At 48.1% G+C, this 16,083-nt stretch carries 12 protein-coding genes; 5 read left to right on the forward strand and 7 right to left on the reverse strand.

Annotated features, from left to right (window positions below):
• Positions 1-6 precede the first annotated feature (6 nt).
• From PV783_RS11870 to PV783_RS11885, 4 genes are read left to right on the forward strand one after another with little or no spacing between them, the layout of a single operon-like run.
• A complete protein-coding gene (locus tag PV783_RS11870; RefSeq protein WP_420988122.1) occupies positions 7-3,162 on the forward strand; it encodes a SusC/RagA family TonB-linked outer membrane protein in 3,156 nt (1,051 codons plus the stop codon).
• A 19-nt stretch (positions 3,163-3,181) separates the two neighbouring features.
• Positions 3,182-4,741 (forward strand): RagB/SusD family nutrient uptake outer membrane protein, encoded by a 1,560-nt coding sequence (locus PV783_RS11875; RefSeq protein WP_079468572.1) that lies wholly within the window; start codon positions 3,182-3,184, stop codon positions 4,739-4,741.
• A gap of 26 nt (positions 4,742-4,767) precedes the next feature.
• Complete coding sequence (locus PV783_RS11880) at positions 4,768-5,442, forward strand: hypothetical protein (protein WP_079468571.1); 675 nt, start codon at positions 4,768-4,770, stop codon at positions 5,440-5,442.
• A gap of 23 nt (positions 5,443-5,465) precedes the next feature.
• Positions 5,466-6,455: a DUF5007 domain-containing protein gene (locus tag PV783_RS11885; protein ID WP_420988123.1), complete on the forward strand. Its 990-nt coding sequence runs from the start codon at positions 5,466-5,468 to the stop codon at positions 6,453-6,455.
• Positions 6,456-6,774: 319 nt separating this feature from the next.
• On the opposite strand, the gene PV783_RS11890 is transcribed toward PV783_RS11885, so the two are convergent.
• Genes PV783_RS11890 through ggt form a run of 4 tightly spaced genes read right to left on the reverse strand, consistent with a single transcriptional unit; the run spans position 6,775 to position 10,511 of the window.
• On the reverse strand, positions 6,775-7,827 hold the full coding sequence (locus PV783_RS11890) for a hypothetical protein (RefSeq protein ID WP_420988124.1): 1,053 nt from the start codon (positions 7,825-7,827) through the stop codon (positions 6,775-6,777).
• 5 nt (positions 7,828-7,832) lie between these two features.
• Positions 7,833-8,255: a hypothetical protein gene (locus PV783_RS11895; RefSeq protein ID WP_420988125.1), complete on the reverse strand. Its 423-nt coding sequence runs from the start codon at positions 8,253-8,255 to the stop codon at positions 7,833-7,835.
• A 6-nt stretch (positions 8,256-8,261) separates the two neighbouring features.
• On the reverse strand, positions 8,262-8,789 hold the full coding sequence (locus PV783_RS11900; RefSeq protein WP_420988126.1) for a DUF1572 family protein: 528 nt from the start codon (positions 8,787-8,789) through the stop codon (positions 8,262-8,264).
• A 15-nt stretch (positions 8,790-8,804) separates the two neighbouring features.
• Positions 8,805-10,511: a gamma-glutamyltransferase gene (ggt, locus tag PV783_RS11905; RefSeq protein WP_420988127.1), complete on the reverse strand. Its 1,707-nt coding sequence runs from the start codon at positions 10,509-10,511 to the stop codon at positions 8,805-8,807.
• Between the two features lie 129 nt (positions 10,512-10,640).
• Between ggt and PV783_RS11910 the strand changes: the two genes are divergently transcribed.
• Entirely contained in the window at positions 10,641-13,172 is a 2,532-nt protein-coding gene (locus PV783_RS11910; RefSeq protein WP_420988128.1) for a M14 family metallopeptidase, read from the forward strand.
• A gap of 1 nt (position 13,173) precedes the next feature.
• Here the strand turns inward: PV783_RS11910 and PV783_RS11915 are convergent, their stop codons facing one another.
• The 3 genes from PV783_RS11915 to mltG form a co-directional block, all read right to left on the reverse strand.
• Positions 13,174-13,782 (reverse strand): redoxin family protein, encoded by a 609-nt coding sequence (locus PV783_RS11915; RefSeq protein ID WP_079468564.1) that lies wholly within the window; start codon positions 13,780-13,782, stop codon positions 13,174-13,176.
• A gap of 152 nt (positions 13,783-13,934) precedes the next feature.
• Positions 13,935-14,885: a YihY/virulence factor BrkB family protein gene (locus PV783_RS11920; RefSeq protein ID WP_159454213.1), complete on the reverse strand. Its 951-nt coding sequence runs from the start codon at positions 14,883-14,885 to the stop codon at positions 13,935-13,937.
• Positions 14,886-14,899: 14 nt separating this feature from the next.
• The gene (gene mltG / locus PV783_RS11925; RefSeq protein WP_079468562.1) at positions 14,900-15,952 is read right to left on the reverse strand and encodes an endolytic transglycosylase MltG; all 1,053 of its coding nucleotides are present in this window, start codon (positions 15,950-15,952) and stop codon (positions 14,900-14,902) included.
• Positions 15,953-16,083: the final 131 nt, after the last annotated feature.

The raw sequence follows: 16,083 nt of genomic DNA on the forward strand, positions 1-16,083 counted from the left end.
GAATCTATGCACAAAAAGTTGCTACTACTAGCGCTAATGGGATTCCTATGCCTGCACGCATGGGCCCAGGAGCGAAAAATTTCAGGTACTGTTACAGATGATAAAGGAGGGGTATTACCCGGTGTATCTGTAAAAGAAGTAGGTACCAATAATGGGGCGGCCACCAGCCCCGAAGGCCAGTTTACGCTTACCCTGAAAGGCAATTCCAACAAACTTTCCATTTCATTTATAGGTTTTGAAACGCAAACAGTGGTGTTGTCGGGGAAAGCATCTTACTCCATTTCGCTTAAGCCGGATGCCAAAAGCCTGAAAGATGTGGTGGTGATCGGCTACCAGGAAGTACGGCGTAAAACGGTAACAGCAGCGGTTTCCAGCGTGAAAGGCAAGGACATCGAAAACCTGCCTTCTCCCAGCTTCGACCAGCTCCTGCAAGGCCGTGCAGCCGGCTTGAACGTGCAGAACTTCACCGGTGAACCCGGCGTAAGAGGCTCTTTCGTGGTAAGGGGAAACACCTCTATCAGCCGTGATGCCAGCGCCGCCCGCACCCTCAGCTCCCCGCTGTTTGTGATCGACGACATCCCCGTGTCACTGGACGATGCTGCCGCATTTGACAACACCGGTACCAACTACATTGCCGGGCTGAATCCCAACGACATTGAATCGATCGACATCCTGAAAGATGCATCGGCAGCAGCTATTTACGGCTCCCGTGGCGCTAACGGTGTGGTAATCGTGAAAACCAAACGTGGTAAACAGGGCAAACCACAGGTGAACTTTTCCACCTACGCCGGTATGATCCAGAAACCAAAGTTTGAAACAGTATATGGCGGCGCAGAAGAAAGATGGTTCAAAATGGACTACCTGCAAAAGTATCTTACTGATCAGCAGAAAGTGAACGGTATCCCTATGATGCTCACAGATAGTCTGAACCCCGCTTTCAGCGGAGCGGTCGACTGGCAGGATCTCTTCTACCAGAACGGTATTATCCAGAACTATGACTTGTCTGTTTCCGGCGCATCAGAAACCACCAACTACCGCGTGAGCGGCAACTACTACAATGAAGATGGAACGATCCGTGGTACCGGTTTTAAGCGTTATACCGTTTCCGCCGCAATGGGTGTGAAAATGTCGTCCCGCCTGAATGTATCCTCGCTGTTCCGTTTAAGCCGTGGCGACAGATCCCGCGGCCGTGGCGTATTCCCCGGAGAAAATACCATCCCGTTAATAGGCGGCCAGTATCTTTCTTCCCTGTTTAATATCTCGGATATCGATCGCAAAAACTTTACCGGCGACCTGGAATCCGGTCGTGATAAAAACATCAACGATGATATCACTGCCAGTCTTACCGTAAACTACGATATCACTAAAAAGCTGCGCTTTGCCTCCATCGGATCTATCCAGTCCAGCATCAATACCCGCGACATTTTCCGTCCCGGAGAGTTGAACACCGCCGGGTTGTCTTATGCACAAAGTGGTAAATCGCGCTTTGAAAATGCGAACCTCGATAACACGTTGAGCTATACTTCCGACATCATCAATAAAGACCATCACTTAAACGTGCTGCTGGGTAACACCATCAACAATATCCGGAATGAATTTACCGGTATCGGCAGCGGCGCGCTTAGTAACGACAACGTGAAAGTGGTACAGGGCTATAACCTCAGCTATATGATGTACAGAGACGCATATGGCAACCTCGTTTCCGGGTCTGATTACCAGTCATCCGGCATGCTGTCCTTTTTCTCCCGTGTGAATTATAACTATAAAGAAAAATACCTGTTGTCATTTGCCTATCGTGCGGATGCTTCTTCCCGCTTTGGCCGTAACAGCAGATGGGGCTACTTCCCCTCTGTATCCGGTGGCTGGAATATTTCAGACGAGCCATTTATGGCCCCTTTCAAAAAGTGGGTGGAGTATTTCAAGATCCGTGGAAGCTATGGTGTAACAGGAAGTTTACCAAAACAATATTACCTCCAGTATAATACTTACAGCATCAACCAGGGTACCTATGGCGGATCTACCGGCGGTACCTACAACGGTGTGAATGCCGTTACGCCTAACTTCTCAGATGGTGTGGCGCAGGACGGATTAACCTGGGAGCAGGCTATCCAATCCAACATCGGGGTGGATGCAAGTTTCTTTGGCGGAAGATTGAATGTAACTGCCGACGCGTTTAACAGGGGTACTTCCAAACTGTTGTTTAACCTGCTGCTGCCTTCTACTTCCGGGTATGATAAAGTAAATACCAACGCGGTAGATGTACGCAACACCGGCGTGGAATTCACGATACAGGGTCGTATTACACCGCCCACCACTAAGTTCCAGTGGAGTTCTACCCTGATATTATCTTTCATCAAAAACCAGATTGTTAAATTACCCAATGATAACCGCGATCTGATGGTACCGGACAACAACACCGGTATGACCTATGTATTGACCAAAGGACGCGCTATCAATGAGTTTTACCTGATCAAAAACAAAGGCGTATACGCCAGTGAAAAAGATATTCCGTTTAACCCTTACACCGGTGAAAAGCTTACCTACTGGGGCGGTAACCATACCGTGCAGGCAGGCGACTTTATCTGGGAAGATCAGAACGGCGACTACGATGTTTGGGACTGGAATGATAAGGTGCGCAGCGGTAATCCTAACCCCGCGTGTACCGGCGGTTTCACCAACGTGTTCTCTTACGGACCCTGGAGCATGCAGGTATATCTGACGTTTACCCTTAAACGTGATATCTATAACAAATACATGTCCGACAGGCTTACCGGTTTAACCAACAGCTATGCAACCATTGCAGCTATAGATCCTTCTACCATCGACAGCTGGCATAAAGAAGGCGATAACAGTAAGTATTCAGAAGTGATTCCTTACAGCCAGAAATATTACTACCAGTTCCTTCCTTTCTCTTCTGCATTTGTAGAAAATGGTTCCTACCTGCGTATCAAATACCTGAACCTGGCGTACCAGTTCAGTCCTAAGTTCCTGGAACGTGCAAAGCTGAGCAAACTCCAGATCTACGGGGTGGTAGACAATGTAAAGATGTTCCAGAAATCAAGCGTTCCGGATGCGGAAGCAGTGGATGAAAAAGGTACTTACACCGGTGGCGGCTACCCGATACCACGTAAGTTTACCCTCGGTGTAAATGTTGGTTTTTAATTTTTAAAAAGAAGAAGATATGAATTGTCTGAAAAATATATTCACGGTAATAGCTGCAGGACTGCTGTTGTCGCCTTTCGTGTCCTGTAAGAAGCTGCTGGATCAGGAGCCCATCAATTCTCCCTATAACTCCGTTTTCTGGCAAAACCAGCGCGATGCAGAACAAGGCGTGGCCGGCGGCTATGCGTTATTGCGCAGGGCTTTAACTTCCAATACAGACTGGGATCAGAACATGTCGCATTTTGCATATGGTTCCTTACCCGCGTATGAATTTAACGACTACGACGTATACGATGTAAGGTTCCTGGTGAAAGGAGGAGATGGCATGAATACCGCAGATTTCCTGGGATCTTATCTGGATAAGTATCACGACTGGTCGCCCTACTATAAAGTGATCACGCAGGCGAATATTATGCTGCATAATATTCCCAATATTCCGGATGCACAATTCACGGATCAGGCTACCCGCACCCGTAACCGTTTCCTCGGAGAAGCTTACTTTCTGCGCGCCTTCAGTTATTTCTATATGGTGCGTATCTGGGGCGATGTGCCGCTGGTGATGAAGTATGATCCTAATCCAGTAGGAGCAGAGAATATTCCGAGAACCAATGAGAAGCTCATCCTGGATACCTGTATCGCTGATTTGAAGAAAGCTATCAGCCTGTTGCCGTGGGAATATAAAAGCGGCAGTGAAAGAGCGGTAAGAGCCAACAGGGGCGCTGCATTTGGCTTACTGGCGCACGCCTACATGTGGAGAAACTTCCTGAATAAAGGACAGGTAGCATCCGATGTAACCAATGCCATTGCAGCCGTAGATTCGGTTGAACAAAGCGGTCAGTACCAGTTACTCACAGCCGATATGTATCCAAAAATCTTCCACGGAAAATCAATGGAAGGCATATTCGAAATCAATATGCAGGTAGCGAATGGCGAACAGCAGGTAGAAAAAGGATTTTATTATAGCATCCTGAAAACACCTTTTATCAGTAATAAAGATGGGAAGGTAGATGCCCCGAATATTGACCTGATCAATATGCTGTATGATGAAGCCGGCACCGATGTACGCCGCCATTATTACTTCACCAACCTGGATGCGTTTGGTCAGTACGATGTGATGATCTGCAAGTTTGCTGGCCCTAACCGGGAAAACATCAACTACCGTAATCCCGGCAACTTCACCGATGCTTCCGTAGATGCCAACATCATCCTGATGCGGTATGCTGATCTGCTGCTGTTGCGTGCAGAAGCCCGCGCCGACCAGGGAAATGTAGGCGCCGCACTGCAGGACATCAACAGGGTAAGAGCCCGCTCATATGCGGAACCAATTCTGGCTGAAGATGTGACCGATATTAAAGAAGAAGCATTCCTGGAACGCTCCCGTGAATTATATGCAGAAGGACAACGTTGGTACGACCTCGTACGCACCGGTATGCTCATGAACGGCAACGTGAACGCTGCTCCTGGTTTCCCGCGGGACCGGTTTGATGCCGGTGGCTGGAAATGGCCGGTAGGACGCGTATTGTTCCTCAACAACAGCGTGCTTACACAAAATGAATACTGGCTGGGTAAAGTGAAATAGCATCTTGAAATTTTAAATGTACTGACATGAACAAACTAAAAATATTTACCACAAAAGCAGGATGGGGCATCTTACTGGTTACCCTGTTGTTCGCTGCCTGTAAGAAAGATGATCATTTCCTGGGCGGTAGTCCTACCAACGATCATACAGATCTTACCACCTATGATTACCTGAAAGCCAATCCAAATTTCGATACGCTGATCCTGCTGATAGACAAGGCCGGCCTGAAAGAAACGGTTAATAGTGATGTTACTTTTGTAGCGCCTACGGATTACTCTATCAAGCAGTTCCTCGCTGTACGCACAAGGCTGTTGCAGATTGAAGAGAACGATGAAAATATCAAATATACCATCGACAGTCTGAAAGCGCCTGAGCTGCGCGACTCCCTGCTGGCTTATATCTTCACAGGTAAAATTGTACGCGCAGATCTTTCGCTGGAATCACAGATATATAAAAATAAAGTGAACGAAGACTTCGCTTTCAAGCTGATTAAAAGCGGCGGTTACGACGACATTTTCTCGGCAGGCGTAAGGTTTATGGCGTTAACAAAAGTGATTAATGGCCTCGATCCGGACCCACGCCCGGATGACTATCCGGAAGAAGACAGGGATATGCAGTATACCTTGCAAACAACCGGTATCATTACCAAAACAGGTGTATTGCATGTACTGCAAAACAACCACGTGTTCTATTGGAAATAGTCATCACCATTAAACTAAAAAGTATGTTGCATAAATATAAAGGGATAAAACTGCTCACATCCGCTGTTCTGCTCGGACTACTGATTGCCGGATGTAAAAAGATTGAAGAAGGCTTTCTGAGCGACGGCCTGTACGTACCGGATACCCCGATAAAAGTACAGCGGGGTAACGCTTTCCAGAAAACAAACGCTATCCTTGCAGATGGTACCACCCAGCCCATGACCGTGAAGCTGCTGGATATCAGGAGAGCCGATAACAAAAAACATGCGGACGAATTTTACAAAGAATACCCCGTTTACGTATATACGGCAGCGGTAGATCCTGCCAAAGACACTACCATAGAGCTGGTGAATAAAAAGCGGGAACTGAAAAAGATGCAGCCCTATGTATTCCTGGCCAGTGGTCAGTTTGTATTTAACGGCGCTACCGATAGCTTACCGCTGGGCGTTACCTACGAGTATGATGTGGAAGTATCCAATGTGGCCGGTTCCAAAGTGTATAAGAATATTGGTACACTCACTACTATTGATCCGCCATTGGTTACCGAAACAACTGCCAACTGTAACTTCTTCCCGGACGATGGTTCTCCTACCGTGCCAATGGGCGCGCCGGTAATGACGATTACCAGGGTTAGTGAAAGCGGCGCTTCTGTTATCCTGAAAATAACAGATAAAGATGGTAAGACTTTCAATCCTAAAAAAGGAGAGATTATTAAACGCGGCGACCGTCCTATTTTTGAGAACTACGCCAGGTTCCATCCGATTGAATATACCGATACAGCTATGATCTGTAACTTTGAGATCGCACCGTTCCCATTGAGCCGCTACTCTAATGGCGGTACCAACTGGAACTACCTGATGTATTACCGTATTCCTTCTGCTTTTGTATCGGTAGATAAAAATTTATCGAGCAAAATCGGTAGCGTGAATCCGCTGTTTGCCTTCCGCCTGATGAAAGCAGGAACGTATGTAGTGGAGCTGAGAATGCCTAAAACGGTAAAGGTTACACCGTAAGAAATGTAGTGAAACATACATAAAACGGGGTTGCATCAACAGTAATGATGCAACCCCGTTTTTATTTGGTATTTCCGCTGATCAGGCTTATTTTTGATATGTGTATAAAGCATTGATATCCAACATCTTCATTTTTGAAGTTCGCAGAAGTAGCACGGAAAAAACCCTTGCAAAGCATTGATCCCCAATATCTTATCGATCAAGTCCACATCACCTCCACATCACCTCCACATTAACTCCATGTCAAAGGCATGTGCTAAGTATCTCCAAAGCAGGTGAAAGGCAACTGCAAAGTATAAGCTATCTATCTTCCAATACACTATGGTTTTGCGATACCAAACTCCTGGAGGAACCGGTGCAGCGTTGTCATATCTTCCTGCAGATGCAGTGCCGACACCACCGCCCTGTTGATTACCGGGCTATGCGGCTGCGGATAAGGAAAGCTGGAAATAATTACGTCCCGGTCCAGCAGGTATTGCACCAATGCCTCGCCCGGTGGCAGGATAAACATGGGCAGGCCATGCGGGTTATGCACAGCAGTGTTGGCCGTAAGATGAAGGAGATAAGCAATGTTTTGCTGTAACGACCGGTGCATTTTGACCATCAGTTCCCCGGCCTGTAGCCAGGCGTAGGCGTGGGCCGGTATCATAGGCGTGCTGGCGGAAAAAACGGGCAGCCTTTTTATCGCCATGATATCTGCTGCATGCCCGGCAACAACCCCGCCGGAAACGCTGTATGCCTTTGCCAAAGAGGCGGTGAGCAGGTATCTTACAAATGGGGTTTGCGGTAAAAAATGGATAGCCCCCTGCCCGGCAGGGCCTAATATACCGATCCCGTGAGAGTCATCTGCCAGCACCAATACCTTGCGCTGCAATTCCTGCAACCAGTGAAAAGGGTGGATGGTGCCGGTAAGGGGGTTCACGGTGTCGGTGATAATCACAAAGTGATGATCCGGGTGCGTGTTTACTTTTTCGATGGTTTGAGCAATCCATTCCTCCCGGCTCATGACCGGCAGTTCCGGTTGCTGATGCCACAGCGAAGGGTGTGCGTCCGGTGCATACAGGGGCTGTTTACCGCTGGTGGCGTATTGTGCCGCTGCCTGTGATGCCTGGTACCCGGAGGAAAAAACGGCCGCTGATTGCTGTTGCAAATGGCTACTCAGCGCATGTTCTATTTCTTCGTATATGGATAAACGTAAGTTAGCCGACCTGGAGGAAGGAAACAGGGCGCCGTATTTTTCAATGCCCTGCGCGAGCAGGTGCTTGAAGGCAGGCAACTGGTGCAGCCCCAGGTAGGCAAACCCGGAAAAAAACAGGCAGCTGCGGCCGTCCTGTGTAACTGTTCTTCCGGGTGTATAATCCGTATGCAACATAGCCGTTAATCTTTCTTAGTACATAAGATAAACTGGAAATCGGTAGATGTTACCTGCATGTCGAAATAATCTTCGGTAAGCCTGGTAACGGTCACAAGGTTTTCCACTTTACGGTCGCCGTTCTTCGCGGTAACAGAAATCATGGCGCCATTGCTGAGGATAAAGTATTTACCGGTATCCGACCTGCCGGCAATAGTAGCCACAAAAACATTATTATCCAGGAACTGGTAATAAGCATCCCGGTAATAACCTTTTTTAAGATCCTGCGCCTGTATGTATTGCGTGTTGCTGATGGGCGACTCCGGTGGAATTTTTACATCGTATACCCGCCACTTTTTATTCATCAGCAGTTCATTGTTCTTTTTACCCTGACAGGCGGTGATCACGGGTAACACCGCGATAGCGGTAAGTAGATAACGTATTTTCATGAATGATCAGTTCCCTGTTTTTTCTTTATTGTAAGCGGCAGATCCACCTTTGGGGATGGACAGGCTTTCCCATTTATCTTTCAGGATCATTTTCCCGATGTATACGATTTGTCCCACATGGTAAGGCACATGCGCCAGCTGCCGGTTAATGGCATCTATCACGATGTGAGGCTCGTTACGGATAAACACGGTCCTGTCCAGGTCTGTTTCCTGCAGGCTGCGGATGGCCAGCAGCATACAGTTCCAGCCTTCATCCCAGCGTTGCAGGAGCTGTTCATGGGTAAGATCGCTTTCTTCAAATTCGAGGTCGCGGTTGCGGCCGGGCTTCTCTCCATCGGTGGTGAGGAAATCAGTCCAGCGCGACAACATATTGCCATGCAGGTGTTTGACGATCATGGCAATGCTGTTCGGCTCTCCGTCCGGTTGCCAGTTCAGCTGGTCTTTATTGAGCCGCTGGATGGTTTTAAGACCCAGCTCCCTGTGTGTTTCCAGCCGTTTTAGTACGCTTTGTAAATAGATAGACTGAATAGACATGTCAATATTTTTGAGTTAATATCCTGCTGCGCTGTCGTCGCCGCGTTTATCACCGGAAGCTTCCAGGTAGCGGCTTTCAGGCGCTCTTTTAATAATTTCAGTACGGCCAATAGGGCCGCGTTTCACTACTTTATAACCCATTCCTTCCAGCGCCTGGATGGTGGTGTCGGGGAAATCGTTTTCCACGGCAATTTCATCCGGCAGCCACTGGTGATGGAATTTAGGTTTGTTGATAGCCTCTGATGGAGTGAGTCCGAATTCCAGTGTATTCATCAACGTTTGAAAAACGGAAGTGATAATGGTAGAACCGCCGGGAGTACCCAGTGAATACAACACGTCGTCCTTTTGTAAAACGAGGGTAGGCGTCATGGAGCTGAGCATGCGCTTGGCCGGCGCGATGGCATTGGCTTCGGTGCCTACCAGTCCGTACATATTCGGTACGCCGGGTTTTACACTGAAGTCGTCCATTTCGTTGTTGAGCAAAAAGCCTGCTTTGCCCACTACTGTTCTGCTGCCAAAGTGGCCATTGAGGGTAGTGGTTACGGCTACTGCATTGCCATCGGCATCGATGATGCTGAGGTGCGTGGTTTCTTCGCTTTCAGGAAGTACGCCTGCTTTGGTATGTTCGCTGGAACCTGCTTTGCCGGGCGTAAAGTCCTGCATGCGGGTGGCCAGGTATTTTTTGTTGGTGAGTTGGGAGACAGGCACCTTCACAAAATCGGGGTCGCCGAGAAACTGGGCGCGGTCGGCATAAGCGCGCCTTTCAGCTTCCACCATCAGCTGAACTGCCTGGGGCGACTGGAATCCCCATTGTGAAATGGGATAGTTTTCCACCATACCCATCAGCTGTTGCAGGCAGATGCCACCGCTGGAAGGCAGGGGCATGGTTACAATCGTATAGCCTTTATAGTTAAAGGCTACGGCTGTTCTTTCTTTTGCTTTATAGTTTTTGAGATCCTGCAGGGTCATGATGCCGTTGCCACGTTTCATTTCTGCTACAATGCTGGCGGCGGTTTCCCCCTGGTAAAATCCTGCGGCTCCTTTATTTCGTATAAGCGTGAGGGTATGTGCCAGTTCTTTCTGTACCAGTGTATCGCCGGCTTTCCAGGGTTGTTCTCTTACAAAGGCGGTTTTGCTGGTGTTCAGTCTTTCAAAATCGGCTCTTGCGTGGTTGAGTCCATTGGCTTCTGCTTCGGTGATCACAAACCCTTTCTCTGCCAGGCGGATTGCGGGCGCTATGAGTTTTGCAAAAGGCAGTTTGGCGTATTTCATGGCAGCAAATAATCCGGCAACAGTGCCGGGTACACCTGCTGCGAGGTGGCCATCAAGACTTAACTGTGTGACCGGATTGCCGAGGGAGTCGAGGTACATATCCCGGTGCGCTTTTGCCGGGGCTGTTTCCCGGTAATCGATGGCGATGTTCCGGCCATTTTTGAGATGGCCTACCAGGAAGCCTCCTCCGCCGATGTTGCCGGCGCCGGGATATACCACTGCCAGCGCGAGCTGTGTGGCTATTGCCGCATCCACCGCGTTGCCGCCCTGTTGCAGCACAATGGCGCCTACACGGCTGGCCAATGGATGCGCAGATACTACCGCTCCGTGCAGCACTTTAATATCTTTCTCAATACTATAATCGTAAGGATGTAGTTCATCTGTTATTTGCTGGGCACACGCGGTATGTAAAGTGCATACCGTCATCCCCAGCATGATAAGGAAACGCATGGGTATCTGTTTGGATCGAAATTAACGATATGCGGGGAATTATAGGAAATTTAATAATTTAAGTGGTGTTAATAATTATCACCGGAAAACAATTCCTAACTTACAGTATTCAATAATTGCAGGCTTTCTATGCGCAGATTTGTTCTAATGGCCGTTGTTATACTGGGCGCTTTTTTCGCGGATGCCCAGGTGCCAACACCCGGTCAGTTTCTCGGTTATCCCCTGGGAACCCAGTTTACGCCACATTATAAAGTGGTAGATTATTTCAAACAGGTAGCAGCTACGGCGAAGAACGTAAAGCTGGAACAGTATGGTACCACCTATGAAGGCAGGCCGCTGGTGATGGCTATTGTTGCTTCTCCTGAAAATATAGGCCGGCTGGATGAAATCCGGCAGCACAGCCTGGACATGTCTAACGCAAAAGGCGGCAACACCGGCAACCAACCGGTAATTGTATGGTTAAGCTATAACGTGCATGGCAATGAGGCCGTTTCCACAGAAGCAGCTATGAAAGCACTGTATGAACTGGTGAATAACGGGAATGCACAAACGCAGCAATGGCTGAAGAACACAGTAGTGATCATTGATCCCTGCCTTAACCCCGACGGACGCGAAAGATACGTGAACTTCTATAACAACACCCGTAGCGTTACACCCAATGTAAACCGCTGGTCGAGGGAGCATAATGAACCCTGGCCGGGCGGAAGGGCCAATCATTATTACTTTGATCTGAACCGCGACTGGGCCTGGCAAACACAAAAGGAATCGCAGCAGCGGGTGGCGAAGTACAACCAGTGGATGCCACAGCTGCATGTGGATTTTCATGAACAGGAAATAGAGGCGCCTTATTATTTTGCGCCTGCTGCAGAACCTTTTCATGACGCCATTACGCCCTGGCAGCGCCAGTTGCAGGTGCTCATCGGCAGGAATAATGCGAAGTACTTCGATCAGCAGGGCTGGTTGTATTTTACAAAGGAACGCTTCGATCTGTTCTATCCCAGCTATGGCGATACCTATCCCATGTACAACGGCGCTATTGGTATGACATACGAACAGGGTGGCAGCGGAAGGGCAGGTGTGGCAGTACTGAAAAAGGATGGCGATACGCTTACACTCACCGACCGTATTGCGCATCATTTCACCACCAGCATGTCTACCGTGGAAGTGGCATCCCAACAGGCAGAAAAGATCATCAGCGAATACAAACAATATTTTGAAGCAGCGCAGAAAACGCCACAGGGCGGGTATAAATCGTATGTGGTGAAAGCCGGTGGCAATACGGAAAAGCTCAATACACTGGCAGAACTGCTGCGTAAAAATAATATTGCGTTTGGGTTTGGCGCCAATGCCGGCAGCGCCAGCGGGTTCAATTATTTTACGGGTAAAACAGAAACGTTTACCATCGATAAAGAAGACCTGGTGATCAATGCCTACCAGCCACATTCCAATATGCTGCGGGTATTGTTTGAACCGGTATCTCATTTAACAGATTCAGTTACTTATGATATTACTGCATGGGCGCTGCCTTATGCTTACGGACTAACATCCTATGCGGTGAAGCAGCCGTTAACACCAGCAACAGATGCCCCGGTGGTGCGTAACAATACGCCGTTATCCATACAGCAACCATACGCCTACCTGGCTAAGTGGAACAGTGTACGCGATGTGAAATTCCTGTCGGCCTTACTGCAAAACGATATTAAAGTACGCTTTACAGAAACGCCGTTCACCGCCGGGGGCAAGGATTTCCCGGCAGGTACGCTTATCATTACCCGTTCGGGCAATACTGCTAAAGGGGATCAGTTCGACCGGTTCATTACCATGCAGGCCAATCACTTTAAAATTTCACTGGAAGCAGTGGCCACTGGTTTTGTGGATAAAGGAATGGACTTTGGCTCTGATAAGATCCGCTTTATCCGCAAGCCGGAAGTAACCCTGCTGGCGGGAAGAGGCATCTCTTCACTGGGCATGGGAGAGATCTGGCATTTCTTTGAACAACAGCTTGACTTCCCTGTAACGGTAGTGGATGAACGAAATGTGGATGATATTAACTGGGACCGTACGGATGTATTGATTTTAGCAGATGGAGATTATAAAATGTTTGAAGACAAAGCAGCTACCGATAAGCTGAAAGAGTGGGTGAATAACGGTGGAAAACTGATTGCGCTGGAAGGTGCGGCCGCACAGGTAGCAGGTGCTGAATGGGGTATTAAACTGAAGAAAGAAGAAGAAAAAGATAAAGACGCCAAAGATAAAGCGGCAGCAGCGCATCCGTATGATGCGGTGAAACCGTACGCCAACAGGGAGCGGGAAAGCATTAAACAGTTTATTCCCGGCGCTATTTATAAGGTGCAGCTGGATACTACACATCCGCTGGCTTTTGGCTATCCTGCTTTGTATTACACGCTGAAACAGGATGCCCATTTATATGAGTTTATTGAGAGTGGCGGCTGGAATGTAGGCGTGTTAAAGAAAGACAGCTATCTCACCGGTTTTGTGGGCGCATCTACCCGGCAGCAGTTGAAAGACGGGCTGTTGTTTGGCGTGAAAGAGATAGGTAACGGAGCTGTTATTATTCTTGCAGATAATCCTTTATTCAGAAGTTTCTGGGAAAATGGCAAGCTGTTGTTCAGTAATGCAGTTTTCCTGGTAGGACAATAGTTTAAAGGTTCCTTTTTATGTTGCATCCCAGGCTATGGGAGGTGTTGATGCTAACAGGTTTACCAGCCAGCATTTCATTGATGGCATTTTGCAGGAGGCGCGTTTTTACGGCATCCGCGTTACCCGGACTATCATCAATTCCTCCCTTATAAGCGAGGCGGCTGTTTTTATCAAACAGGAAGCATTCGGGTGTATGATTGGCATCGAAAGCATTGGCCAGCACCGCATTTCTATCTACTACATAATACCAGCTGAATTGCTGTGAGGACGCATACTGCTTCATGGCGGCAAAGGACTCACTGCCGGTACGCGCGGCTTCATTGGAGTTGACCATAATTACGCCGATCTTGTTTTTTGAAGCATACTGACAGATGTTACGCAGCCGCTCCTGGTTGCGCAGCATGTACGGACACTGATTACTGCCAAAGATGACCAGTAACCCGTTAGTGCCTTTTGCGGTGGCCAATGAAATCTCTTTTCCGGAAATATCGGTACAGGCAACTTCTGATTTTGGTAAGGGAGATCCTGGTTCCAGGGGAACTTCCCGGGTTGGATGAAAGGAAGAAAGTAAAATAGTACAGCAGGATAAATAAAAGGTGGCCTTAATCATAGCAAATGGTTTTCAGGTCCTGACTAAATATAGTAAAATGCTACAGGATATTCTTGCCTTTTTTCAGGCAAATAATCGTTTAAGATATAATAAAAAATAATAAGATAGAAATATTTGTCAGGTAATAAAAAGGAACGAATTGATAATGTGTATTATGCGGGCAGGGATTCTTTTTTTCTTGCGTCGCTGACGGTTCTGATACTGGCATTCAGTTCAAATCCAACCAGGAGGATAAAGGAGTTGAAGAACACCCACAGCATGAGTACGAGGATGGTACCGATGGAGCCATAAATTTTATTGTAGTTGCCAAAATTATTTACGAACCAGGAAAACCCAACGGTAACGAGGATCATGCATATGGTGGCTACGGCGGCGCCGGCGGTAATAAATTTCCAGCGGGTGGTGGTAGCGGCGCCAATGCGGTACAGCACTGCGTTAACCGAGTAAAAAAGCATAATGATCAGCACCCACCGGGCTATATCGATCACGTTCCGCAATAGTGTACTGTGGATGCCAATAATATTAAACAACCAGCGGAGGGTAGCTCCCTGTGCAATGATAAGGGCAACGGTAATGAGCAGCAGGAGAACCAGGATAGCAGTAAGTTGCAGGGCTATCAGCCTGTTTTGCCACCACTTTCTTTTCCGGAAGCCGGCGCCCTGTATTTTGCTGAAGGAACGGAGGATGCCCATTACGCCGTTGGAGGAATAGAAGAATCCCATCAGGAAGGCGATAGAGAGCAATCCGTTGCGGTGTGTGTAGAGGAAGTCGTGGATCATTCCCCGCACAATCATGTAGGTGTTGTAGTTGGGGGTAAGATCTTCTGCCAGGTCGTAGAGCGTGGGCTCTATGTTTTGTACCGGGATGTAGGGTACCAATGTGAACAGGAAGATGAAGAACGGCGGGATGGCCAGGAGGAAGTTAAAGGAAATGGCCCTGGCGCGGTCGCCCAGTCCCCTGCTTTTGGTTTCCTGCCCGAAGTGTTTTAGTACGTCGTATAATGGGATGCCTTCAAACCCGGGAAGGATCAGTGTTTTAGTCCTTTCCACCAGCCGGCGGTAGGGTTTTGAACGGAAGATGATGTTTTCGGGTCTGAAGGCCAAATTTGTTATTTTATTTAGAATCCTCTTTTATTCAGTTCTGCCTGGTATTTTCTTGCGTTTATCAGGTGCTCGGCATAGGTGGCTGCGAAAGCATGATAGCCGGAGAAGTCGGCTCTGGCACAAAAATAAAGGTAATCTGTTTCCGGAGTATTCAATACGGCATTTAAAGTTTTTTCCGAGGGGGTACAAATTGGTCCCGGAGGTAACCCGGCATAACGGTAAGTGTTATACGGAGAATCGAAGAGGGTATGATTTTCCCGGATCCTTTTCAATCCGAAGTCCTGCAGTGCAAACTTCACGGTAGGATCTGCCTGGAGGCGCATGCCTTTCCGGTAGCGGTTAAGGTATACGCTGGCCACTATTGGTTTTTCATCGTTTTTATTGGTTTCCTCTTCTACAATGGAGCCGAGAATAGTTACTTCATTGGCGGAGAGTCCCAGTTTAGCGGCTTTTTCTTTTCTTTCCGGCGTCCAGAATTCTTCCCTTTCTTTTTCGATCTTTTTAAATACGGCTTCTGCGCCGGTATTCCAGTAAAACTCAAAAGTATTGGGGATGATGGCGCACATTACGGTGTTGGTGTCCAGGCCAAACTGGCGGAGGTATACCGGGTCGTTCATCAGGGAGCGCATTACAGTGGAATCTGCTTCCAGGTTGTTGGAGATCTTCCTGACGAAATCGTTTTTAGTGCGGAGTTTATTGATAACGAGTACTACCGGCGTTTGTTTTCCGGAGCGGAGCATACGGGCAATGTCGAAGTTGCTCATGCCGCGGGTAATTTTATAGCGTCCTGCTTTTACGCGGTTGGGGTAGTCCAGTTTTTCCGCCACCCAGTTAAAGCTGTTGCGGTTGCGGATAATGCCTTGTTCTTCCAGTCCGTCGAGTACAGCAGCATAGGTGCTGTTGGTGCGCACATAAAAATACTTGCTGTCGCCGAAGGGTTTGGTATTGGGGCCAAATACGCGGTAAGAGGTATATACCAGTGCCCCGGCTGCCAAACAGCCGGCAATGACCAGTATCCGTCTTATCCAGACAGATTTTGCGCTGGATTGTTTGCTTTTCTTCGCCATAGATAGTGTTGGAAGTTACAAGTGGGCAAAGGCGTGATCAGTCAGGTTTTTCAATTACTCCGCCGGATGCCATTAAAAAAAACCTCGCTTTTAACGGCGAGGTTTCAAATATTATTATTCCGATAGTGTTA

The sequence above is a fragment of the Chitinophaga sp. CC14 genome, assembly GCF_048957795.1.
Lineage (GTDB): Bacteria > Bacteroidota > Bacteroidia > Chitinophagales > Chitinophagaceae > Chitinophaga > Chitinophaga ginsengisegetis.

What these genes read in the sequence shown, in the direction of transcription:
- PV783_RS11870 (WP_420988122.1), top strand. Translation starts at nt 7, where the DNA reads ATGCACAAAAAGTTGCTACTACTAGCGCTAATGGGATTCCTATGCCTG.
- PV783_RS11875 (WP_079468572.1), top strand. Translation starts at nt 3,182, where the DNA reads ATGAATTGTCTGAAAAATATATTCACGGTAATAGCTGCAGGACTGCTG.
- PV783_RS11880 (WP_079468571.1), top strand. Translation starts at nt 4,768, where the DNA reads ATGAACAAACTAAAAATATTTACCACAAAAGCAGGATGGGGCATCTTA.
- PV783_RS11885 (WP_420988123.1), top strand. Translation starts at nt 5,466, where the DNA reads ATGTTGCATAAATATAAAGGGATAAAACTGCTCACATCCGCTGTTCTG.
- PV783_RS11890 (WP_420988124.1), bottom strand. Translation starts at nt 7,827, where the DNA reads ATGTTGCATACGGATTATACACCCGGAAGAACAGTTACACAGGACGGC.
- PV783_RS11895 (WP_420988125.1), bottom strand. Translation starts at nt 8,255, where the DNA reads ATGAAAATACGTTATCTACTTACCGCTATCGCGGTGTTACCCGTGATC.
- PV783_RS11900 (WP_420988126.1), bottom strand. Translation starts at nt 8,789, where the DNA reads ATGTCTATTCAGTCTATCTATTTACAAAGCGTACTAAAACGGCTGGAA.
- ggt (WP_420988127.1), bottom strand. Translation starts at nt 10,511, where the DNA reads ATGCGTTTCCTTATCATGCTGGGGATGACGGTATGCACTTTACATACC.
- PV783_RS11910 (WP_420988128.1), top strand. Translation starts at nt 10,641, where the DNA reads ATGCGCAGATTTGTTCTAATGGCCGTTGTTATACTGGGCGCTTTTTTC.
- PV783_RS11915 (WP_079468564.1), bottom strand. Translation starts at nt 13,782, where the DNA reads ATGATTAAGGCCACCTTTTATTTATCCTGCTGTACTATTTTACTTTCT.
- mltG (WP_079468562.1), bottom strand. Translation starts at nt 15,952, where the DNA reads ATGGCGAAGAAAAGCAAACAATCCAGCGCAAAATCTGTCTGGATAAGA.